Consider the following 23,429-nt stretch of genomic DNA (forward strand, 5'->3'; position numbering starts at 1 on the left):
GTTCTTCTTATACAGCCAAAGCCCCATTCCAGCCTTCCGAGGAGCCCTTCTGATAATATTCGTCACAAAGGTAGAAATACAGCTTGGCAGCCTTGTCCGTGCGGTTTGCTTTGATGACCTCTATAAACGTCTCCCGGGCATCGAAGAAACGCCCTTCCTGACAGAGCAAGATGCCCTTCTCAAACATCGCCTTCGTCCGATCCTTGAGTTGGCGCTCCGCATCGGAATCGCCTTCGTACACATCGATTAATTCCAGAAACTCATCCTTGCTTTCAATCTGGATGCGGCCCAGCTTCCGATGCCGGAAACGCTCGGGCGAACGCAGTTGGTCGAATACGGTTCTTGTGACTATGATAGAAGCGCCCATCGTATCCGACATTCTCTCGAGAGCGGTTGTCACATTCACATCATCGGAGATGACATTGCCTTCCATGCGTTGCTCTTCGCCGACAATACCCAGCATCAGCGGTCCCTTATGCATCGCCATACCCATATCCACAGGCCGCAGGCCCGAAGCCTTCAGGCTTTCGTTAAAGCTCGACAACTCCCTGCGTATAGCAACGGCAGCCCGCAGCGCATCTTCCGCCCGTCGCGGGAACAGGGCAAGGAAACCGGCGCCCAGATATTTGCTGATCAGACCTTCCTCCTCGCGAACGAACGGACTGAACCGCTTCAGGAACGCATTCATAAGATCGAAATTCTGCTTCGGACTTAGCTGCTTCGATAAGTGGTTGAAGCCGCGGATATTGGCGACCATAACGGACATATTATGCTGCACCTGATCTCCAAGATTCACTTCCGTAATGCCGTTCTTGCCCAAATATTTGAAGATTTGCTGCGGCACGAACCGATGCGATGCCTCGCTGAAGGAAGTAATATCCTTAATATAGTTGCGAATATGCTTCGCCATCAGATTGAATTGCTCCCCGAGATCACCGACCTCGTCCTGCGTACGCACCTTTACACGAACATCCCAATTGCCGTTTGCCATGGCCATCACGCTCTTGCGCAAGGATCTGAGCGAGGACAACAGATAATACGTAACCGCAAGCACAACTGCAATAAGAGCCAGACTGATCAGGCCGATATTCCGCAAAATGTTCTTATAGATGGTTTGATTTGCATGATACAGCACATTAAGATCGCTGCCCGTTTCATAGACGCCGACCACGTTGCCGGCGGAATCATAGACGGGACCGATCGCGTACAGCCACTTACCCGTCGCGTCCTCCCATCGGTCGGAATATACCTCGCCGTTGTCCAGAACGAGCTTGTTCTCATCGCTGAGCGGGAACGGCTTGAACATATTCACTCCGTCGTCATCGTCCATAATGATATAGAGCTTGCCGTCCTCATATTTGTAGAGCGTGCTGTACAATCCCTTTCGAATGGATGGATCCTCGCTGTCGAACAGGAATGTCATATTATCGTACAACGCCTGATAATCTTCATTCCTGTAATCATCCGGCGATTCGAGACGATTCAGTTGATCCCCGTCAATAATGCTTTGCCCGTTGCGTGCTAGAAGAGTCAGCTCTCGCTGCATCTCGCTCTCCATGCGATTCGAGAAGCTGTCATAGATGAAATTGGAGAGCAGCAGCATGGCGATCATCAGAATGGGTACAATCGCGAACACTTGCTTGAAGAAAAGCGACACTCTGCGGCCCAGCGCCTGTGCGTAGAAGAAACGAAGAAACAGAAGGAAGACAACAAGCAAGAGCACCGATCCGCCCCATATTTGCTGCACATCCGTAATTCCGCCCTTTCCGTAAGAAACGTTATATATTTCTCTACCCGGTTCTCCGTTAAGCGGATGGACAATCATGCGGTCATCAAGCAAGACTATCAGATTTCCGTTGTGATCCAGAGAGATATCCGCGATTTCCATATCCGTCGTGTTTGGAAACTTCGCATTCATATCCTCTTGAGACAGCTCGGTGCGAAGATCGGACGGGTTAGCCGCATCCATGCTCGTTACGGCATTCACAAGCCTGTCGATAAAATATATTCTGCCCGAATCGTCCAGTTGAAGCGACTCCGGGAAATTGCGATTTGTCCGGTCCGTCTCCGAAAGCGGGTAGATTCGTTCGCTTACTCCGCTCTCCTGAACATGGTAGATGGCTCCGCGTTTCGTTGAATAGTAGATTTGACCTGCCTGGTAACCGGCGATTTCCGATAAATAACGATTCTCAGGAAGCGAGAATTGATAGCTCTCTTCGAGACTGCCATTGTCGGCGTTCATCTGATAAAGCTGAATGCTGGAATCCCTGTCAATGTAGAAGTGAACGGTATCTCCCTCAACCTGAAGCCCCTTCACCTGTCCGACCCGCTTGTCGCTGCCGTCGCCCGCTAGCGAATAGAGAACACGGCTCGCGCTCTCTCCGGGCAAATAACTTAGAATGCGCTCCTCCTGCACATATAGTCCGTATTCATCCAGAACCGTATCCAGTGCAATAATTCTGCCATCTGATGTTGATCCCACATCGGTGAAATCGTGCCGCCTGCCGTCGCCGTTCGATTGCGTGATAGCATTAAGCAGCCTGCCGTCGCCGGACAAATCCACAATCTCTTGCCTGGAATCGCCGATTACAATCAAGCCGTTGCCTGCATCCGCCGCGGCCCGGGACAAATAATGAAGGGTTCTGTCTTGTTTGAGCGGTGAAGATTGAAGCTCTCCGATATGAGGATACAACCATATGCCGAGACCTACGGCTATAATGAACAGGAGCACTGACATCGAATACCTTCTCATGAACACACTCTCTTTCCCGATTGCTTTTTTCTTCTAATTACTATAGTACTATATGTTCATAGCTTTGGCACGTATTTCCTAGTTGAAATTTAGCGAAAAACAGCAAGATTAGCAGGTTTATGTTGAAGCCTGCAAGGGGCGTATAGTACTATGAATAGTAGAGTAAATAAATGGTTGAGAGAGCGGCTGCGAATGGACAGTCAGCTCGCGGAAAGGATTATTATGGGACAACTCGTATGCGGCGGAGCATCACTGACATGCTCGTTCGGGGCTGCGCCGGGGACGCTTAATGTGCTCCCGGCCAATCGCGTCACGACATCAATGCCGATCGCCAATATAATGGACAACAAGCCTTTGGTTAACATTATGCCTTTTGGCATGTGCTCTTCACCAGCCAACCCCATGGTCGCCTCTGCTACGGCCGCGGCGCTCGGCGTTTTAACGCCTATGCCTTGCATCCCCGTAACCGCGGCTCCTTGGGTGCCCGGCTCGCCGACCGTTCTGGTCGGGAACATGCCCGCACTTAACGCCTCTTCGAAATGCATGTGCAATTGGGGCGGAATGATCCAACCCGCTTTCCCAGGTCAAATGACGATACAGGTGCCCTGACGATGATTGAACAACTGCTCAAACCCATATTCAAGCCGATTAAAAAGCTCGTTATCAGGCCCCTGAAAAAATTCAAAAAACTGCCTAAATTACTGCTGAAGGTCATTCGCAAATTTCTTGTTACCGCGCTGTTCGGGCCGCTTCGCTCGCTCGAGAACTATTTGCGCATTGGAAGCTATCTTATCGCCAAGAAGCTCATCGCGATTATCGTCGTAATCGGGCTGCTCATTGCATTCTTCGGATTCATCAGCCCTCCGAAATTCGTGAACAAATGGTTCGGCCGCACGCCGCAGATTGAAGCGGCAGCAGCAGAGGGCAGCGGCTTCAACGGCTTCGCCCAGGTGAAGAATGCAGATGGAGGCCTGTTATATGAAGGCGACTTGGCCGACGGCTTGTACACGGGTACCGGCAAGCTGTTCTACCCGAACGGTCAGCTTCGCTATCGCGGCGATTTCGACAAAGGCTTTATGGCTGGCACAGGCGAATATTATGATGAAGAAGGCACGCTTCTCTATCGGGGCGCCTTCGCAGGCGACCAATACAGCGGCGTCGGGACCCAATTCTATCCTGACGGCTCCGTGCAATACGAAGGCGCTTTTGCAGGCGGACTATTCGATGGAGAAGGCACGGAATATAACCAGGACGGCAGTACAATCTACTCCGGCTTCTATTCGCTGGGCTTGTACAACGGAGAAGGCAAGCTCTTTGGAGACAACGGCAAGCCGCAATATGAAGGCCAGTTCAAAGCCGGTGTCATCGAAGGCTACGGCAAGCTGTATAATCCGGATGAATCCCTGGCATTCGAGGGACATTTCGTGGCCAGCAAAAAATCCGGTACTGGTCAGGAGCTGTATCCCGGAGGCATTGTGAAGTATAACGGCGAATATCTGCAGGATGTGTATCAAGGCGCCGGCACCCTCAACTATGAGAACGGTCAGCCGCATTTTGTCGGCAATTTCTCGGGGGGCCTGCTGAATGGCAAAGGACAGGCATTCAACGAAGCGGGCATCGTTGTGTTCGACGGTCAATTCGCGAACGGCAACTATGAAGGTCTCGGTACTTTGTTCGACGCGGACGGTGCTCCGATCTTCAAGGGCTTCTTCCGAGAAGGCTTGATTTACGCCGAGGACTTTATCAATCTGTCGCTGGCAAAGCTGCAAGAAACGCTTGGTGAGGCTGATCCTCCTCTTGCCGCGGATGAAGAAGCTCCTGTTGAAGCTTCAGGTGGAGAAGAGGGCTCAGCTTCGGACGGCTCCGAAGTGACAGCCTTATCGCCGAATTCGGGGAACGGCTCGTCAGGAGATCCAACTGTCACGGACAGTACTTATGTAGGCCCGGATGGAGAGGCAGACGGCGGCGATTCAGGAGTAATAATCTCTACTTCCCTGCAGCAAGTATATGGTTCGCTTCAGCTTTCGCTCGAGCTGGATCCCGATCCCGACAATCCTGAGGCTTATTATGTACACAAATTCGTAACGTGGAACGGGGTTACGATGGCGCAAATCTATCAACGCTTGCTGGATTCCAAAGCTGCGTCCTTAACAACCCAGCTCGACAACGGAAGAACGAATGTACAGTATATATCCGGGGGCACGCTAGTCACCTTTACAATGAAGCAGGACAAGCCGGTGAGACTGGAGATTACGGCTCTGGAGGAATGATTCAGCAACAACCTATTGTCAACAGAAAAACCGCAATTCACAAGCCATTGTTGCTTGTAAGAATTGCGGTTTTTTATTTGAATCGCTCCTAGTCGATTTTATCGACTTGCAACACAACTCGGACACTCTTCCACTGCTCCTAGTCGATTTTATCGACTTGCAACGCAACTCGGACACTCTTCCACCGCTCCTAGTCGATTTTATCGACTTACAAAGCAACTCGGACACTCTTCCACTGCTCCTAGTCGATTTTATCGACTTGCAACGCATCTCGGACACTCTTCCACTGCTCCTAGGCGATTTAATCGACTTGCAACGCATCTCGGGTACACTTCCACCGCTCCTAGTCGATTTTTTCGACTTGCAACGCAACTCGGACACTCTTCCACCGCTCCTAGTCGATTTTTTCGACTTGCAACGCAACTCGGACACTCTTCCACCGCTCCTAGTCGATTTTTTCGACTTGCAACGCATCTCGGGTACACTTCCACCGCTCCTAGTCGATTTTTTCGACTTGCAACGCAACTCGGACACTCTTCCACCGCTCCTAGTCGATTTTATCGCCTCACTGGTTGTGTTAATCCTGTCCTTCCACAAAAAGAAATAGACCGCCCCCCGGTAGGTAACGGTCTATTCGGTCAAGCCTGCTATAGCCACCGCCCTTAAAAGCGGCTGGTGTCACCCCGTCCAATCTGCTACGCTATAAGTTATTTATAGAAAATTACATTTGCCAATACGCATCATATATAATACACTACTAAATAAATAAGTTACACTAAAGGAGATGGAGCCACATGAAACTCGAAAGAGAACTAGCCCTCGAAATTGTCAGAGTAACGGAATTAGCCGCAATTGCTTCCGCTCCATGGATGGGACTTGGCGAGAAGAACAGCGCCGACAACGATGCGACCGAGGCGATGCGCGCTATGTTCGAAACGGTAAGCATGCAAGGCACGGTCGTCATCGGCGAAGGAGAAATGGATGAGGCGCCCATGCTGTATATCGGCGAGAAGGTCGGCAACGGCTCAGGCCTTGAAGTCGATGTCGCCGTAGATCCGCTCGAGGGGACAGAGCTCGTAGCTATGGGACTCAATAATGCCATGTCGGTTGTCGCTGTAGCCAACAAAGGCAATATGCTGCATGCTCCGGACATGTACATGGAGAAGCTGGCCGTCGGCCCGCTGCTCAAAGGCAAGCTGTCCATCACCGATGAAATTGAAGATACCTTAACGAAAGCGGCCGACATACTGAATAAACCATTAAACGAAGTAACTGTCATGATTCTTGACCGCAAGCGTCACGCCGAGCTTATCGCAAGACTTCGCAAGCTTGGCGTTCGCATCAAATTTCTGGCTGCCGGAGATGTCGCAGGCGCTATCGCTCCCTCCTTTCCCGAGACGGGAATCGACCTCTACCTTGGATCGGGCGGCGCGCCGGAGGGCGTCCTTGCCGCAGCGGCTCTGCAATGCCTGGGGGGCGAGCTTCAAGGCCGACTCATGCCGGAGGATGATGAGCAAGAGCAGCGCTGTTTGTCTATGGGCCTCACCAATCCAAGAGCCGTGCTCTCCATGACCGATATGATCGGGACCGACGATGTCATTTTCGCAGCTACGGGTGTAACGCCAGGAGAATTCCTTGGCGGAGTTCGTTATCTGTCCGAACAGCGCGCCGAGACGCATTCGATTGTAATGCGAGCCAAGACGCGCACGATTCGCTTTATCAAATCGATTCATGATTTGACAGTCAAGCCCTATTTTCAGAAAAACGGCTCTTAAATAATTGTCCGAGCAAGAAACATCATCTAATAGTGGGAGTGATAAATATGGAACAGACCTTCGTGATGATTAAACCAGACGGAGTCAGCAGAAAGCTTATTGGTAAAATTGTGGAGAGATTCGAAGACAAGGGACTTGCATTAATCGAAGCCAACCTATGCCGCATGTCCGAAACGCATGCCGAGCAGCATTATGAAGCGCTCAAAGATAAACCGTTCTTTCCCGACATGATTGCATTCATCACTTCTGGCAGTGTGTTCGCCATGATTTGGGAGGGAGAGAATGCAGTCAGGATTGCACGTACGCTCATTGGGTCGACGAATCCGGTAGAGGCCGCTCCTGGAACGATTAGAGGCGATTATGCGAAAACGATTGAAAGCAACATTATTCATGCTTCCGACTCTATTGAGAATGCTGCTCGGGAGATTGCCCTGTTCTTCCCAGCCGGGAAAATTGCCGTTTAGGGCGTGTTTGCAAACCCGCCCTGGCGCATTTAGCAGATATTTATTTAGCAACCCTACATAAGCATGCTATAATCGACCTATAGATTTCCGATTGCAAGGAGGCAATTCTCATTCAACTGACTCATCGACAATTAGAGATTATCGAGATCGTGAAAGCGCAGTTTCCTATCACGAGCGATCAAATAGCGGAGTTGCTCAAAGTAAATCGCGCCACTCTCCGATCGGATCTCTCCATACTTGTCATGCTTGGTTTCCTGGACGCGAAGCCGAAGGTCGGATATTTCCCAGGCAATCAAACGCCGAGCCAAAGCAATCCGTTCTCCAAGTTGGACAGCCTTAAAGTGAAGGATGTGCAGAGCGTTCCAATCGCGCTGTCGATCAGCGCCACCGTGCAAGAAGCTGTCGTCGAGCTCTTCCTTGAGAACGTCGGCAGTCTGTTCGTCACGGATCAACGCGGTGCTCTTGCGGGCATGGTTTCACGCAAGGATCTATTGAAGGTAACCTTGGGCAATCAATCTGCAGGAAGCATGCCCATCGCCCTCGTCATGACTCGGACGCCGCATCTTGTCACCATTTCACCGGAGGAATCCGTCCTTGCAGCCGCCTCCAAGCTTATTGCGAGCGAGGTAGGCGCCCTGCCCGTCGTCAAGACGGTCAAGGATGAGCATGGAGCAGACATGCTCGAGCCTGTTGGGCGCATCTCGAAAACGACGATGACTGAAATTCTGTTAAAGCTTGCATGGGATCAATCATAGGAAGAAGGCAGCGCCAGATATGAATAGTCAAAACCACGTTATCTATATTTGCTCCGACTCCGTCGGCGAAACCGCCGAAGCCGTCGCCCGCGCCACAATGAAGCAGTTCGAAGCGGACACCGTCACCTTGAAGCGCGCGGCTCATATTCAAACCGAAGATGAAATTCGGGAAATCGTGCAGAAGGCGGCCGAACAGCAAGCCTTGATTCTGTACACGCTCGTCCAGCCCGAGCTGATGCTTATGATGAAGCAAGAAGCCGTCAAGCATGATCTGATCGCGGTTGACATCATGGGGCCGCCTATGCAAGCCTTTATCAATACCTTTCATCAAACGCCTAACCGCAAGCCCGGCATGCTGCACACGATGGATCAGGACTATTACAATCGTATCGAAGCGATTGAATTCACCGTAAGAACCGACGACGGCAAGAACACATCGGAAATCGGGAATGCGGACATCGTCATTATCGGCGTCTCCCGCACCTCGAAGACGCCGCTTAGCTTGTACTTGGCACACAAGGGGTACAAGGTGGCCAACATTCCGATCGTTCCCGAATTAAAGCCGGCGGAAATGCTGGTCAGCATGTCGGCGAAACGAATCTTTGGCCTTACCATTCATCCCAATCAATTGCTGCAAATCCGAAGAGCAAGACTTCATGCGCTTGGCCTTCAGCATGACGCAAGTTATGCAACCGAAGAAAGAATCGCCATGGAGCTAGACTACGCGCATTCCATCATGGAGAAGCTGGAATGCCCGATTATTGATGTGTCAAACCGAGGAATTGAGGAGACGGCGGGGTTGATTTTGGAGTATGTATAGTGGATTGAGACTTTTGATAGAATCCACAATGAGTAGAATAAAGACCGTCTCCTTTTTGCAGGTGGCGGTTTTTTTGTATTAAGGGAAAAAAACTCCCCGCCAAAGTATAAATTCCACATTTTCTTTCTTCGGTAAATAGTTTGCTTTTAGTTCTTCATAAGGAGTTCTACGTAACAACATTTGGTGAATAATTTGAAGCATGAGGTGAGCTAATGCCATATTACTTTTTTCGGTCCTCGTCGTTTAAAAAGCCGATAATAAAATGCAGATAATCTTTCATTTTGGTCTTCGTTGCCGCCTACGCCGTTCGACACAAGATCGATACTCTCAACCTTAACCTTCAATATCAGCAACTTTGTATTTTATCCGTAATACTCAGCGATCTTGAGGAGATCATACTCCCGCGAATAAAGAAAGCCTACATAAAAAATGATTGCAAATCGGAGTTAAATCATTTATTATGGATAACGCGGATCCATAATATTTATTCAAGAAGGGAGGAGGAAACTTGCAGTTCTCAAAAGCACGGATTATGCCCTACACGCTTTAATTCATCTGGGACACTTGGAGCGTTGCAACAACGTCGGGATCAAAGCGATTCAATCGGTATTGGATGTGGCATTCAAACGTTGCATCCACGAGGTATTAAAGAAGTGACGCATTTCTTGCATTCTAATTATGGATATTATAGGTCTATTTAGATTACAGTTAATAATGAAAAAAATTTTCAATATCTCAATTATTGGCGGCAGACCGGTCGTGCTGAACGCCAATAATGGGCTGACTACAGAGGGGAGAAAAAGATGAGTAATTTAAACAATATCACACGCGGTCCGATCATGTTTGCCCTTATTATTGGCCTGTTCGTCGCCGCTTTGAACGAAACTTTGATGGGGAATGCCCTTCCTGAATTGATGAAATCATTTGATGTGTCTGCGGCGACGGCCCAATGGCTTTCCACCGCCTTCATGCTCGTTGTTGGCGTACTTGTTCCGGTGACGGCTGTTTTGCAGCAATGGTTCACGACCCGAAAAATTTTTCTTTCCGCGATGGGGCTGTTCTTTGTTGGTACAGTAATTGCAGCGATGTCGCCGACATTCGGCGTGCTGCTAATCGGACGGATTATTCAGGCGGTTGGAACCGGCATGCTGTTGCCGCTTGTCATGAACGTCATCATGACCATTTATCCGCCGGAAAAACGCGGTGGAGCAATGGGGATGTTAGGGCTCGTCGTCATGTTCGCGCCGGCGATTGGCCCGACCGTATCGGGTTTAATCGTTGATGGGCTTTCGTGGCGCTGGCTGTTTTACCTTGTAACACCGTTTGCTCTGCTCTCTGTTTTAATCGGAGCCGCTGTGTTGAAGAATGTATCGGAAGTTACCAAACCGCGCGTGGATTTCTTATCCATCGTGTTGTCGACGATCGGCTTTGGCGGAATCGTCTATGGGTTCAGCAGTGCCGGAGAACACGGCTGGTCGCAGCCGGAGGTCATCTGGACAATTGCGGCTGGTGGTATTACGTTGTTGCTGTTCGTCTGGAGACAGCTAATATTGAAGCAGCCAGTCATGGATTTACGTGCATTTAAATATCCGACATTTGCACTTGTCGCGGTGCTGCTGTTTGTGCTTATGATGACCTTTTTCTCATCGGCCATCATGCTTCCCATGTTTATGCAAGGCGTGCTCTTGGTAACGGCATTCAAGTCCGGTTTGATCCTTCTTCCGGGAGGTATTATCAATGGATTCATGGCTCCAGTCTCAGGCAAGCTGTTTGACAGGTTTGGGCCGCGCATTCTGGTCATCCCTGGATTGGTCATAGCTGTTATCTCACTTTGGCAATTCACCCGATTCGACGAAACAACGAGCACCGGCTTCATCGTGACCATTCACATCGCGCTGATGATTGGCATCGCGCTAGTCATGATGCCGGCACAGACGGCAGGACTTAACCAACTGCCAAACCACCTGCATCCCCACGGGACAGCTATCTTGAACACACTGCAACAGGTGTCCGGCGCAATCGGCACTGCCCTATATATCAGTATTATGTCGAGCGGGCAGAAGCAGTATTTGAGCAGTTCAAACGATCCGCAGGCTCCGACAGCAATCGCTAAAGGGCTCGCATCAGGCATTAACAACGCATTCTGGTTCGGAGTCATCATCGCTCTCGTTGCGCTCGTGCTCGGTCTCTTTATCCGTAAAGGGAAATTGCCGGAGCATGAACAGTCGGCTGGATGAATCAGACCAATATTGGAGTGAATTCCATCCGCTTATCCTAAAAATAACGCCCTTAGAAAACCAATGTCGAAGCACTGTTGTTCTCTAAGGACGTTTCTATTCATTCTATTCTATAACTCATGCTACTCCTCTTCCATCCCCGAAGCGGCTTCCGCCATTGCGGCGGCAATGCCCGCCTCGGCAGCTCCGTCCGACAAGCCGCCCAAGCTCTTGAACGCCCACCAGCGGACGGCGATGACGGAGGCTGTGGATTCGGAGTCGCCCTGCAGCTTCATGCCGATGCGGAAGCTGCCCTTCTCCGGATAGACGATGGTGCCGAGAGAAACCTTCGGGATATCCTGCTCATACTCGGTTCCCTTAAACACGTCGCTCTGACCGTAGTACACCTTCTTCTTCGCGCTGGAGCCCGAAGCCGTCTCATCCGTTTCTTCAAAGCCGACAATGACGGTCACATGCCCGTCGCCCAGGCCATGCTTGATTTCGTCGGACACGTAGTTCTTCTTGCCTCTGGAGAAGAAGGAGCCGCCCGTTTTGCTGATCGATTCAAGCGCAACCTCCAGCCGGCCTGTAGCGATCTCGTCCTTGAGATGCTGGGGACGCGGAATGCCGAGCTTGAAGTCGAACTCGTTGCGCTCCGGATGATAATCGACCTGAAGCGACGGCTTGGCGTCATATTCCAGATCCTGCGCCTCGGCGTTGGTGAAAAACTTATGCAGCGCAGCGCCTTGCGAGGATTGCGATAATCGCTGCTGCAGCGACAGGCTGTCGATATATTGCTCGAAGGGCACTTGATCGACCTTCTCGATCATATACGTAGGCCCCATCTGCATCAAGCTGATCTTCGCGAGACAGATGCTCTGATCGGCCGATCCGTCAACCGCGGTTTCCAGACTGCGGTTATGCCAATCCTTGAGCACTCGACTGGCAATGTCCTCGTCCAGCACCTCGATTCGATGCTTCACGCTGTTGTCGATCGGAGTAACCGCATCGCCAATGACCAGCTTCGCTGCGCTGCCGGAAACGGACAGTTCCGCGAAGCTCCCTGCCTCGAGCGGAGCCTTCACCTGGTAGGTCAAGGTGTATTCCGTATCCTGCCCATCGCCAGGCTCGGCGAAGGATATTGTATGCCCCTTCATGCCGACCGGCTGGAAGCCAGAAGCTTGGAAATCGTACTCGAACGCGATGCGCGGGGTTTGCAAGGTTTTCTCCACAACCAGCTTGACCTCGACGACCTCGCCTGCTTGCACATATTTCGGCATGCGCTGCGTGATGCGTACACCGCCCCTCTCGTAAAGCGTGACGACATCCTCGAAGTACCGAACGAATTCGAACGCAGATGGCTCTGGCGCCTCTTCGTCAATGAACAGACGATAGGATTCCAGCACGCGATTGTATTCGCTGACTTCATCCGATCGGACGGCGGAATTGCCGATGGAATGAACGGGCTCCTTGCCCTTCTCGTCATAGGCGACATTCAAATAAACGTTCTTCTTGTATTCATTGTTGGTGAAGCCTTCGATCATCGACAGCTTAAGCGTAACTGGCGCCGGAATGACGACCTCGCGCCCGCTGTTGTCAATTGCGACGCCCATCTCGACGGAGATCGTTTTGTCGTCAACCGCGACGACCTGCATGCCGGACAACACGCCGCTGCCGAACAGCAGACGATTCAGCAGTCTGCGTTTGTCATTGAAATATTTTTGCTCGGACTCGAAATCCCGTACGGTTAGCAGCTTTCCATAGAAGTAGCGATTTCTCTCAAAAGGATACAGTCTTGACTTCTTCACTATTCTCCACTCCTTCGCGTTAATCTCTTAATCCAGCTCTGAATCCAGCTCCAGGCGGGTATGAACATCCATCCGCTTCTCCATTCCGACATCGACGATCAAGGTATCGTTAGGCATGCTTCGCTCCGGATTCAGCTTGAACAGCGAAGGCTCGGACAAGGCGGTGTTGATGCCTAGATAGGTATGCATGTCGAGATACATCCAAGGCTGGAGCATGACGAGCTTCGCCTCCGTGTAAGCCGGCTTCTGTTCCTCCAGCAACTGCTCAATAACAGCGCGCTCCTTCTCAGTCGGCGCTTGCTCTGGCCGTAACAGCACTGTGAAGGTATAAGGATCATCGCCGTACAGCCCCTCGGACAGACTCCTCAGCTCCGCATGATCCCGCATACCCTTCGTTTGATAATATTCTACGATGAACGGCCTTTGGCCGGAGTAAATTTCTATTGTCTTCAGGAGGCCTTCTCTCGTTCCGCGATAACGGTACAGCTCAGGAGAAGCTTGGATAAAAGCCTGGACCTGCTCATCCTTCCAATTATCGTCCGTCTCCAGTCCGACCCATGTAGCCAGCCAGCGCAGATGCTCGCCGGCAGCGCGCCGCGGATCGATATATTGGGAGAAATCGTCGATTTGTTCCTCCAAATCGGAGAATAGCGTGCCGAACAGCGAGAGATACCGTTCGAGGAAATCCCGGCTTTCGTCATCCTCCTGATAGACGGCGGGCAGATACGAGAGATAGGTTTCCCTTGGATAGTAGATCCGCAGCTTCTCGAGAAGGGGCGTATACCTCTCCGTGCCCAGCCATTCGAGCTTGAGCCACAGATAGCGTCCCTTCGCCTTCTTGATCATCATATCCTTGGGATTAATCTCGGTCTGGGACCAGAACGTCGCAAGCCCGGCCATTCTCTGTCTATAGGAAAGGGCTTCATCGCTGATGAAATCATCGATCTTGCGATAGACGCCGTCGATCCACGCATGCTCGTCATTGTGGCTGAAGCAGGAAATTTTGAGCTGCGAGCCGTCCGGTATAAAGCCCTCTAACGCAATTTTGTGCCAGACGGTATCGATCTCGGCACTGTCGAAGGAGCGGGACAGCCAGATACCCTCTGGAACTCCCGTCTCCGGCATTGGCAACGTCTGAGGCTGCAAATCCATGAAAGTAAAGGTCTCAAGCTCGCCGCTCCAGATATACATCTGATCCGCCCCGTCCATCAGGAGTTGATCGCATTTGCCGCGATAGCTTGTAATCGCTGCGGCATGCTCGCCCTCGGCATCCAGCCTCATGATGTAACGATCATCCTCGCCCTCGAGACTCGCTTGCCGGGCGTCTCCGACATAGATCATTCCACTGCTGTCCGCGCAAATCCCGCCGTAGTGTTGCTCAGGCAATTCCTTTCGATAGGCGAGAGCTCCGTTTGCTCCGAATGCGAGCAGCCTGGCGAATAACGTATCGAACACATACAGGAGACCTTGAGGCGATGCTGTTGCAAAATAATTCTTCTTCACATGCTTCAGCTTTGTTCGGACCCGTTGTCTCAGACGTTCATCGCTCCAGGCTTCGATGAGCGAGCCTCCATGCGTGAATTTCAGAAGGGCAAGCTTCCCTCCCTCCGGAATCGCCGGTTCTTCTCCGCTCTCATCCAGCTCGGAAGGCGTCAGCACGTAGACAAACGATTTGTCGGATGCGATGGCCAGAGGACGAAGAAGATGTCCGTCCGCATAATGGCCCTGACGCGACCATACGGTCTGCCCATTCCCGATATGATAAGCGGCGAGCGCCCGGTCATCCGACCCATCCGCCGTAAACAGCAGATCGCCGGATACGGCTATACGGCTTTCCGCGCTGAATAATCCGTGACCTTGCGGAAATACGCGTTTGTGATCGTTATTGCGACGGTCGAACTGCCATAGATCCGCCCGATCGTCGAGCAGATAGAGCTCCTCATGATCGCCGACCGCGAATTCCCGCAATTGGCCAATGCCTTCCAAATGACTAATCTTCAGAGTTCCTGCGATTCCGTATTTCTCGCTTCGTCTAATCCCGAAGCCCGCCGGTTGATGAGTCAAATTATAGGCGGTTCCGTTCTGCCAATCCCGCTCTTTGTTAATAGAGAAAAACCGAGCCTGCGTATCCAGATCCTTCCCCTCCTTCCTCTAACCTTTATACTTGCTTACAGATGGGCGCGGCTTATAAGTTCGATCTCATGTTTGCCTGAGTAGACGAGACCTTGCGGCGGCAAGATCAGATCGCCGCCCGCGCTCTTCTTGACCTGCTTGCCGTCACCGTCCAGCCACAGCTCCTGAATGAACACAACACCGCTAATCTGACTGAGCGAATGATAGATATCTCCCTTGTACACCGTTCTGCCGAAGCTCCAGCCCTTCTCTCCGTCTTCTCCGTCCAGGGGACGAAGAAGGCGGTTCAGTTGCTCCGTCATGCGATACGCCTCATCCATGAATTGCGGCTCCACCACAACGACCGCGTGTACCGTTACTTGGATATACAGCGGAGGAATGACATGAAGCTCCGTTGTGATCAATCGCCGCTGATCCATATATTGCTTTACCGTTCTCAGAAATCCAGGGCTGGGCAGAGGCGTTTCGCTTAAACCGTGCGGCACGATAACAAGCGAAATTTGACCATGCGCTTTCTCTCTCGGATAATCCGCGAGACCTGGCCGGAACAGCGGAATCGCCTTCACTCTCGCCACCGCGGCGCCAGGCGTCGTGCATGCGATTCGTTCATAATCCTCGTTCGTAACGGCGCGATAGGGCTGCTTTAATTCCGCCTGCGCTCTTTGCAGCGTCTCGGACAGCGTCTCCGCGTCCGCCCCGCCCGATGCATAGAACGGATTATGCGCCTTGAGTCCAAGAGCTCTCTGTTCCTCGCTCACCCAATGCTCCAGCAGGCCGGGCTTGATATTGCCGCGCTCTCCGCCTCCGCCAACGCAGTGGACAATGCAGATATTAGCTTCACTGCTGGCTGGCGGAATTGCGCCTTGCTCGCCATTGCCGAAGGTAAGCAGACGCGTGGCCGGATCGTACATATAGTGAAGATCCTCGCCCGTCGAATGGTCAAAGCTGTCTACCGCCTGCCAATCCTCCCAGAGCATGACGCCGTTAGGCGTCGGATAGCCGATCTGAATACCGAGCGCATCGCTCCTCTTGCACGGAATGTCGTACAGCTCATACGATTGACCCGGCAGTCCCTTGCTTCTACCAATTATTCGGAATCGCTGAAACGAATACTCGCTCGCAATGACCCTCACTCTTGTCGGCAGCGAAGGCAGTTCGCTGACCGAGTCTCCCGCCTCGTTACCCGGCGAATCCCCAGCAAGGTTCAGCTTGATCGCGACACTGCCGTCTCCCTCATCCTTCCGAAGCGTAAATGTTCGCTCCATCGCAGCGTCTCCGGCTTGCTCATGCTCCGCGGCACTCCGCTGCCAGTAGCGCCAGCGACCGTCCTCCTCTTGAACCTGAAGCTGTATGTCGCCGTACAATGCCAGGTACGAGCGGAAAATCAATTCGTCTTGCGCTCGCTCCCCCTGGGGCAGAATCTGCTCTAACCGTTCGCATAACGTATCCCTCTGTCCGACAGGCACGGCGTTTAGAAGCATTCGGCTAACACGCGGAGGCAGCTCGTAGCCAGCCTCCTCCAGCGTGCAGCAAATCCAGTAGCGCGTTCTATCGCTGGCAGGATGGACCGTCACGGGATTCATACGCGACTTCAGAGAGAAGGACAACATCCCGCTTCTCGTAAAATGAATCGTTCCGTCGGCAATAACGTCGACGGGCATCCACCTGTCCTTGCCTAGCTGCTCATCCCAACAATAAGCCTTCCATGACAGCTTGGAGGAAGGAGAAGGAATGAACTCATGCTGCGGCCAGAGGGACAGATTGCTCCGATTCACATACTCGTCCAGGTCCTGCAGCTTGAAGGCGATCGAGATTTCTTCGCCCGGCTCCAGGGCCCGGTCGAAGGCCATGTAGAGCTTCGCTCCCGCCTTGGCGTCGATGCCGAAGGGATAGAATGCGATCGGAGTCTGCTCGATCGTCGCCGTTACGTCATTCGCTTCCAGCTCCGTTCGAACGACGATTCGCTCCAGCTCCAGTGGAGTAAGCGATAGTGAAGCATCTGTCTCGAACATTTGGTCCTCTGCCATCAGCTTTGAACCGCAAGGAATCGTGATCGGCTCCTTCACGCCCGAGAAATAAGCCAGCGTATGCGCCGAAGCCGTCTTATGAGGCGTTACGCCCAGCATTTCCAGAAACTTCAATCTATGTTTATCCGGCACTCGGCTCGCATAATAACGCTGCAGCTCCGTAAGCCAAGCGAACAGTTCAATGAAGGTTATGCCGGGATCATGCGCGTTCTCGTCCGTCCACTGCGGCACTTGCTTGGGAATCAATCTTCGCGCGTGCTGCACGATCTCCGCATAGCTTCGATCGTCTAATGGCAGCTTGGGCAGCATCGTTATTCCTCCTCTCTTCGGCTGATAGGCTTGTTCAAACCAATTGAAATTCCTCGCCCTTACTGGTCAGAAGCGACAATTGCGGTTACCTTGTGACTGCCGCTCATGACAACGCCGTGAATAATCTCCTTCATCCGCGCAGGATCGCACTCCGTGCGAAAGCCGTTCTCAATGCGCACGACATGCACATAAAGCCGATCAATGTAGAGCAGCGGCTTTACGGCATGCAGCTGAGAATAGAGCAATGAGATATGAAGCGTCTCTCCAATATCCCAGCCCGATCCCGTCGTGTTGCCTTTGTCCGAATCTAGAAATTGTTGCAGCTTGGCCGCGCAGGCCATCTCGAGCGGAACCAAATCCTCGATTGAATGCGTCGCAACCGTCGCATGCACCGAAATCTCGAGATATGCGGGCTCGATAACCTTGATTGCCCCTCCGAGGGTGACAATGTTCGAAGCGCTTTGCAGCAGCTCCGCTTCAACCGTCCTGCGCAGCTCCGGGAATTGCGCGATATTCGAGTAACCGCCTTCCGGCGACGCGACGACCACCAGCGATCCAGGCGAGCGCTCCAGCGCGCCATTGCGGTTAGACAGACATTTCACCTTGGACATCTGCGGATAAGCCTCGCGGGCAATCCATTCCACATCTCTCGACGTGACGGCCCGGCCGCGATGCTTCAGCTTTTGCGGCCCTCTTCTCAGCACCTGCGATATCGTCTCCGTATTGCCCCCGCCAATGGACGGCTTCATATTGCTTACGCTGTCCACATACGCTACCGGCAGCTGCAGGCTCTTTATTTCTCCCGCATCGACCTGCCCCACGGCGCCGAAGGTTGACTTGAACGTCACCTTCGCCGTATTATCCTGATTCGGAGACGGCGACTTGCCCTTCAGACCGTCTCCGAACTGAAGCGCGCCTGCAGCGTAATCCGGCGTATAATGTCGATCGTCAGGGCCTGATTCCGCAAGAGAAGCAACGCCCTTCCACTTCACCCAGAATCGCAAAATATTCCCTTCGCCATCCCGCTGCGCAACGTATTGCTCAGGCTCGTTCTCGAGCAGAGCCGCTTGCTCCGCCGCCGAGAAATTCAACATTTCATCGAGCCATACCTCTTCCTCGATAATCGCCGCCGGATGCACGACGGCAAAGCCATCGGCAGGTATCGCAACCAGTCTCTCGTGGCTAACCTGCTGTCTTACCGGAACGGCGTTGAGATACAAGCCTTCCGCAATCGGATGCCGGGGATAAGCCTCGCCGAGACTCTTGTCACGATTCACCGCTCTGATCCAGTAGCGTTCGCAGCCGAACAGCCTCGCCTGTGCCATCGAAGGCGGTCCCGCCCATTGCCAGCCTCCGCTGACGGTGAAGCCTTCCGTTCCGTCGCTTACCTTCAGCGGCGTCCATATCAGACGCCCGTTCTCCATGCACAACGCTTCCCATTCCAGCCACGGCGGAGCATGGTGCGCCGTGTATCGCTGCTGCAATTCAATATGCATATGCAGCGGACCTTTGAGCGGCGGCGTCAGGAAGCTCAAATAGACAGCAGGCGCAAGTGACGGTATCGCTTCGAACAGCTTGTAAGCTTCTCCGCCGTTCCTTGCAGACAACGTATGCTCCTGATTGTCGATATTATTTCGTATGTACAGCTGCTGAGGCATGAATTGCACCTGCGTGCCTTGCGAATACGTCAATCTCGGCTTCGACAGCCAAGGCGACATGTATTGCACGATATGGGACAGAATCGGATCGACTTGAATCACGCGGGCCCGAATCCAATACTGCAGCTTGCCGTTGACATAGGAGGGCTCCAGATTATCCGGACAGAGAAATTTCAGTGTGAAGCTCTTCTCCTCTCCCTCGGGCAATTCCTCGAAGAAGCTTCCATAATTCTCTTCTCCGGATAATCGATCCCAGTTCGTCCCGTTCCAGTACTCCCAGAGTACTTGCTTGATTCGAACGCGGGGAGGCGTCTTCTCCTCCAGTTCGGCGGTACGCATAATAAATTTCCACTTGATCTCCGGATCCTGCGCCATTCGCAGTTGATTCGGAATGGCCGTAGCCGAGAACGTCAGCTCAAGGCGGCTGCTTCGCTTCGTGAAAGCCTCCTCGCAGGACAGATAGAACATGGACGCATTTCCGAATTGCTCCCCGAACGGATAGAAGCCGTCCTCGATCAGCTCAAGCTCGTTCGCATAGAGCTCATTCGGCTTAATGCCCTCAGGATCTCCAACGTGGTCGTGAGAAGCGCGAATGCGCAGCTTATCCATCTCGTATTGCTTCTTCAGAAGCGGAGAAGCCTGTCCCGGCCGCTGCTTCAAGACGCATTTGATCCATCTGCCGATCTCGCCTTGATGCTCCGTCTCCTCGATTCGTCCCCCTTGCTTCTTAAGCAGAATAATCATATTGCCTGCCGAGGTTGCTTCATCAAAGCTCCTCCACTCTCCGTCGCAAGGGTACTGCCACAGTACATGCTCAGAGGCAAGCGATGCGGCGAGCTCCGGCTCGGAGTATTGCTTCTCGCTCACCTGCACGGTGAAATAGAAGCGATTGGGCCGGTCGACGAGGAAGAGATCGTCATGCCTGACGAACAAAGCATGCTCTTGCTCATTCGGACGCGACACCGTTTCGAACAGCGAGAGCTCCTCCGCTAATCCGAGTGTTTGGCTATTGCTGTAATCCTTCGCCGCCGTAACGATCTCGTCGCGTTCGGGATTTACGTTAATGATCTCCATCAGCTTGGCCGGCGTAGCCGTTATCGCCCGCTCCGTCTCGAAGATCAGCGGATCGCCTCCGTCCGGATTCGCCGCGTTAAGCAGCAATCCCGCCGGCAGATGCACCGGATCGACGGCCCCCTCGCTAAGCTTGAACAGAACATTGGATTTCGCCGGCCGCGGCGGATTCAGCTTCACTTCAATAAGATCCAGGAAGGACAGAAAGTGATTAAGAGGAGCCTGATTCAAACGCTGAACGGTTTCCTCAAGCATCTCGGACACGATATAAGCAAGTCCCGTTCCCGCGTCGGGATCCTCCAGCGACAATCGCCATTCCGGGGTATAATAGGGGGCCATTTCCTTGAGCCTCGCCATAAAGTCTTGACGTGTATTCAGATTAATTTTCGGTGGACGATTGTCACCGCCCCTGGTTCCTGCCTGATTCATTGCTTTCGCTCGCTCTCGTTATTTGGTGCCTTCCTCCAAGTAGAAAGGATAGACCTGGTTGAACAGATTATTCGTCGACCTCACCACATATTTGACCTCCAGCAACACGCGTCCGTTCTGCTCCCCATCACTGGACGCGTTCACCTCGACATCCTTCACCCTTGGCTCCCAATTGCGGATAGCCTCCAATATATCGCTGGCAATCAGTCTCATCGTCATATCATCCGTTGATTCGAATACGAAGTTCCGCAAGCCGCAGCCAAAATCCGGTCTCATCAGACGTTCTCCCTTGGAGGTTCGGATAATGATTCGAATCGCTTCCTCAATATCTTCATCGCCCTCCGACATCCGGATGCGGCCTGTCGTCTTATCGACCTGGACGGGGAATTTCCATCCCTTGCCCAAGAATGGGGCTGACATAAGCAGTGACCTCCTTGCTTCGCCTGAATATAGCAGTTGTTCGAAAACTTCCGCTTTTGATTGGAACAGTCCATTTAATTAATCTTCACCATGGAGCCTTTCAGCGTAAGCATGCCGCTTGAGCTTATCTCCAGCATGCCGCTGGCTTGCATCTTCAGAGACGCGTCGGCTTTAATCTCCATCTGCGTCGCGTGCAGGGACATGCTTTTGGAGCCTTTAATCGTTACGTCTCCTTGACTTGTCATCGCGATCGATGCTCCGGAACCGCATTTAAGATCCACCTTATGACCCGAGCTGTCCAGACTCAAGGCATATTGCTTGTCCTGCGTCTGAATCGATATCGCCTTATCCTTATCCGACATTTCGATGGTATGACCTTTATTGGTTTTAATCACGACGCTCTCATTGCCCGATTTGTCGTTGAATTCAATCTCATGGCCGCTCCGCGTTTTAATTTTGCGAATATCGTTGTTTTCGCCGCCTGCAGGGGGCTTGTCCTTGTCGTTCCAGAGTGATCCGATCACAACAGGCTGATCCATTCTGCCCATCATGAACGCGATAAGCACTTCGTCATTCACTTCCGGGATGAACAGCGTTCCCATATCTTTCCCGCCCATCATGCTGGCCACCCTTATCCAGTCTGTCTCGAGCTCGCCTTCGCGAAGCGGGAATTTCACCTTCACGCGGCCAAGCTTCTCGGGATCCTTGTTGTTCGTAACATGCGCGTTCCAAACGCCCGACAGCTGATCGGGCTGCATCGATCGTTGCTGATCGAATAATCCGGTGAACATTCCATTCATACGGCATTGCCCTCCACTTCAAAATACGCGATATAGCCGGCATCCGAGTCCAAGCGATGCGTCACCTTCGTTAACAGGAACTTCGTCGGCGTTGTGAAGCCCAGCCCGGTTATCTTGATCATTTGTCCCGGCTTGATTTCCGGAACGCCTACGCAGGAGCCGTTTCCCTTCACGAACTCCCGAGACTGCCTTGCCAGTATCGCTTTTGCGAATTGATTGGCTTCTTCGGTTGAAGACGCCTGTGTATAGTAAGTTTCGCTTTTTTTCGTACTTAGCAGCCCCGCATATGTCGGTCCGGTTTTGCTGCCGTCTCCGATCTTTTCGACCGAGCTTGATGTTCCGACAACTTCCTTCTTCTGCTTCACATCGTAGCCTCGCACCGTAACCTTCGAAGTTTGCCCCGTTACATCGACATGAAGGTTGAAATGCAGCAGATCGAGCCCATACTTTAACTCAAGGATCGGTTCGGAGGAGAAGCTGTGTTTTTTGAAATACAGGTTCTTCTCACTAATATAGAAGAGATAATCCAATTCTTCCGCCAAGCTTCGCAAAAAATGGTAGTCGCTGACGCCGATTTGTTCGATCGTGGCTCTCTGGGTTGTCGTCGCGTCAACGCTCGGCGATAGAGAGTACTCGCCGGCGATTTGCGACACAACATCGCTTATTTTCATGTTCGACCACATTTTGGAATGGGAGGTTCTCATCATAAGAAGGGAACGATCCATTGCCGTTACGATAATATTCACATTGGCATTCGTCGTATACTCGAGCGAATAGCCCGTAATAATGCCATCGAACACACTGCTCTTCTTATCGTGATACCCCATCTTGATAACAAGCTTCTTCCCCACAGCAATTGTCGTGCCAATCCAGTTCAGCTCGGTGGGGTTCCACACATATCCGTTCACAATGCAGAATCTCGCGACATCGGCTTCCGGGCCCGTTGTTTGCTCCACTTCTACCCAACTGAGAGCCATATCGGGCGTGCTGACCTGTTGTCCGTCGATCAAGATATCCGCGTCAGGAGCGTTGAAGTCAAGATATTTGTTCGTAAGCGTATCGTAGGAATAGGTTGCCACGGCTATCACTCCAATCTTGGAATCGTGAGATTGGTGCCCGCCTTCAGAAACCTCGGATTATCAATGCCGTTCGCCTCCGCGATATGTCTCCATGCGCCTGGATCTTCATACTCCTCGGCCGCTATCGTCCATAGCTGATCGCCCTGCCTGACGGTCTTGCGCTTGGTGCGATCCGCTGATTGCCTGGGCACCTCCTGGTATTGCTCCTTCATCGTTTGCGTGCTGCTCATCTCAATATCGAGCGTCGCTCTTACCGGAACTCCCGTTTCCAGGAACATGGTATACTTCTGATTAATGCTTGTTATGATGCCTTTGAAGTCAAGAGATCCCCAGATAAAACGACAGGAAGGAGGCGCATGCAAATCCGAATCCACGTCCAGAATTCCGACAATCTTGGAGGTATGCGTCCGGACATCCACTCCCGCTTCGAACGTATCGAAGAATAGAGGCAGCTTGAGAATCGTCGCGTCTCCGCCCATGAACTGCGTGATTGGATTTTGCAGACCGGGCACCTCGTTCTCGGCATATTGGTTGCCGGCCTGCATCTCGTATTGCGTAGGATTAAACAGCACATCGACAACATCGGTCGAATTGCTGCGATAGATCCAGAATTGCGCTTTGCTTAATGCCATCTTTCCTGCCT

General features: G+C 52.3%; 16 protein-coding genes and 1 pseudogene. 8 read left to right on the forward strand and 9 right to left on the reverse strand.

From position 1 onward, the window contains the following. Positions 1-7: 7 nt before the first annotated feature. Positions 8-2,752, reverse strand: a complete 2,745-nt coding sequence (locus HFP08_RS12685) for an adenylate/guanylate cyclase domain-containing protein (RefSeq protein WP_168120972.1) — start codon at positions 2,750-2,752, stop codon at positions 8-10. Between the two features lie 150 nt (positions 2,753-2,902). Here HFP08_RS12685 and HFP08_RS12690 point away from each other — a divergent pair, with 150 nt between their 5' ends. The 8 genes and pseudogenes from HFP08_RS12690 (at position 2,903) to HFP08_RS12720 (ending at position 11,073) form a co-directional block, all read left to right on the forward strand. Beyond that, positions 2,903-3,361: a DUF4280 domain-containing protein gene (locus tag HFP08_RS12690; RefSeq protein WP_240941340.1), complete on the forward strand. Its 459-nt coding sequence runs from the start codon at positions 2,903-2,905 to the stop codon at positions 3,359-3,361. A gap of 2 nt (positions 3,362-3,363) precedes the next feature. Next, complete coding sequence (locus HFP08_RS12695) at positions 3,364-5,022, forward strand: MORN repeat-containing protein (RefSeq protein WP_168120973.1); 1,659 nt, start codon at positions 3,364-3,366, stop codon at positions 5,020-5,022. 794 nt (positions 5,023-5,816) lie between these two features. Beyond that, a complete protein-coding gene (glpX, locus tag HFP08_RS12700) occupies positions 5,817-6,797 on the forward strand; it encodes a class II fructose-bisphosphatase (RefSeq protein WP_168120974.1) in 981 nt (326 codons plus the stop codon). Between the two features lie 47 nt (positions 6,798-6,844). Further along, positions 6,845-7,261, forward strand: a complete 417-nt coding sequence (gene ndk / locus HFP08_RS12705) for a nucleoside-diphosphate kinase (protein WP_168120975.1) — start codon at positions 6,845-6,847, stop codon at positions 7,259-7,261. A 137-nt stretch (positions 7,262-7,398) separates the two neighbouring features. After that, positions 7,399-8,016: a helix-turn-helix transcriptional regulator gene (locus HFP08_RS12710; RefSeq protein WP_346768736.1), complete on the forward strand. Its 618-nt coding sequence runs from the start codon at positions 7,399-7,401 to the stop codon at positions 8,014-8,016. A gap of 19 nt (positions 8,017-8,035) precedes the next feature. Further along, positions 8,036-8,836: a pyruvate, water dikinase regulatory protein gene (locus HFP08_RS12715; RefSeq protein ID WP_168120976.1), complete on the forward strand. Its 801-nt coding sequence runs from the start codon at positions 8,036-8,038 to the stop codon at positions 8,834-8,836. Positions 8,837-9,322: 486 nt separating this feature from the next. Then, a pseudogene (locus HFP08_RS29705) lies at positions 9,323-9,457 on the forward strand (transcriptional regulator); the annotation flags it as partial. A gap of 182 nt (positions 9,458-9,639) precedes the next feature. Next, complete coding sequence (locus tag HFP08_RS12720) at positions 9,640-11,073, forward strand: MDR family MFS transporter (RefSeq protein WP_168120977.1); 1,434 nt, start codon at positions 9,640-9,642, stop codon at positions 11,071-11,073. Between the two features lie 122 nt (positions 11,074-11,195). On the opposite strand, the gene HFP08_RS12725 is transcribed toward HFP08_RS12720, so the two are convergent. The 8 genes from HFP08_RS12725 to HFP08_RS12760 all read right to left on the reverse strand — a co-directional run bounded on the left by HFP08_RS12725 (position 11,196) and on the right by HFP08_RS12760 (position 23,418). Beyond that, a complete protein-coding gene (locus tag HFP08_RS12725) occupies positions 11,196-12,860 on the reverse strand; it encodes a hypothetical protein (protein ID WP_168120978.1) in 1,665 nt (554 codons plus the stop codon). Between the two features lie 27 nt (positions 12,861-12,887). Next, the gene (locus HFP08_RS12730) at positions 12,888-14,924 is read right to left on the reverse strand and encodes a phage tail protein (RefSeq protein ID WP_168120979.1); all 2,037 of its coding nucleotides are present in this window, start codon (positions 14,922-14,924) and stop codon (positions 12,888-12,890) included. A 104-nt stretch (positions 14,925-15,028) separates the two neighbouring features. Further along, positions 15,029-17,329, reverse strand: a complete 2,301-nt coding sequence (locus tag HFP08_RS12735; RefSeq protein WP_168120980.1) for a putative baseplate assembly protein — start codon at positions 17,327-17,329, stop codon at positions 15,029-15,031. Positions 17,330-17,388: 59 nt separating this feature from the next. Then, positions 17,389-20,487 (reverse strand): baseplate J/gp47 family protein, encoded by a 3,099-nt coding sequence (locus tag HFP08_RS12740; protein WP_168120981.1) that lies wholly within the window; start codon positions 20,485-20,487, stop codon positions 17,389-17,391. Between the two features lie 18 nt (positions 20,488-20,505). Continuing rightward, a complete protein-coding gene (locus HFP08_RS12745) occupies positions 20,506-20,907 on the reverse strand; it encodes a GPW/gp25 family protein (protein WP_168120982.1) in 402 nt (133 codons plus the stop codon). 74 nt (positions 20,908-20,981) lie between these two features. Then, entirely contained in the window at positions 20,982-21,707 is a 726-nt protein-coding gene (locus HFP08_RS12750) for a phage baseplate assembly protein V (protein WP_168120983.1), read from the reverse strand. Further along, on the reverse strand, positions 21,704-22,786 hold the full coding sequence (locus tag HFP08_RS12755) for a phage late control D family protein (RefSeq protein WP_168120984.1): 1,083 nt from the start codon (positions 22,784-22,786) through the stop codon (positions 21,704-21,706). The genes HFP08_RS12750 and HFP08_RS12755 overlap by 4 nt, the downstream gene beginning before the upstream one ends. Positions 22,787-22,791: 5 nt before the next feature. Further along, complete coding sequence (locus HFP08_RS12760; RefSeq protein ID WP_168120985.1) at positions 22,792-23,418, reverse strand: CIS tube protein; 627 nt, start codon at positions 23,416-23,418, stop codon at positions 22,792-22,794. Positions 23,419-23,429: the final 11 nt, after the last annotated feature.

The sequence above is a fragment of the Paenibacillus sp. HB172176 genome (assembly GCF_011947265.1).
Taxonomy (GTDB): Bacteria; Bacillota; Bacilli; order Paenibacillales; family Paenibacillaceae; genus Pristimantibacillus.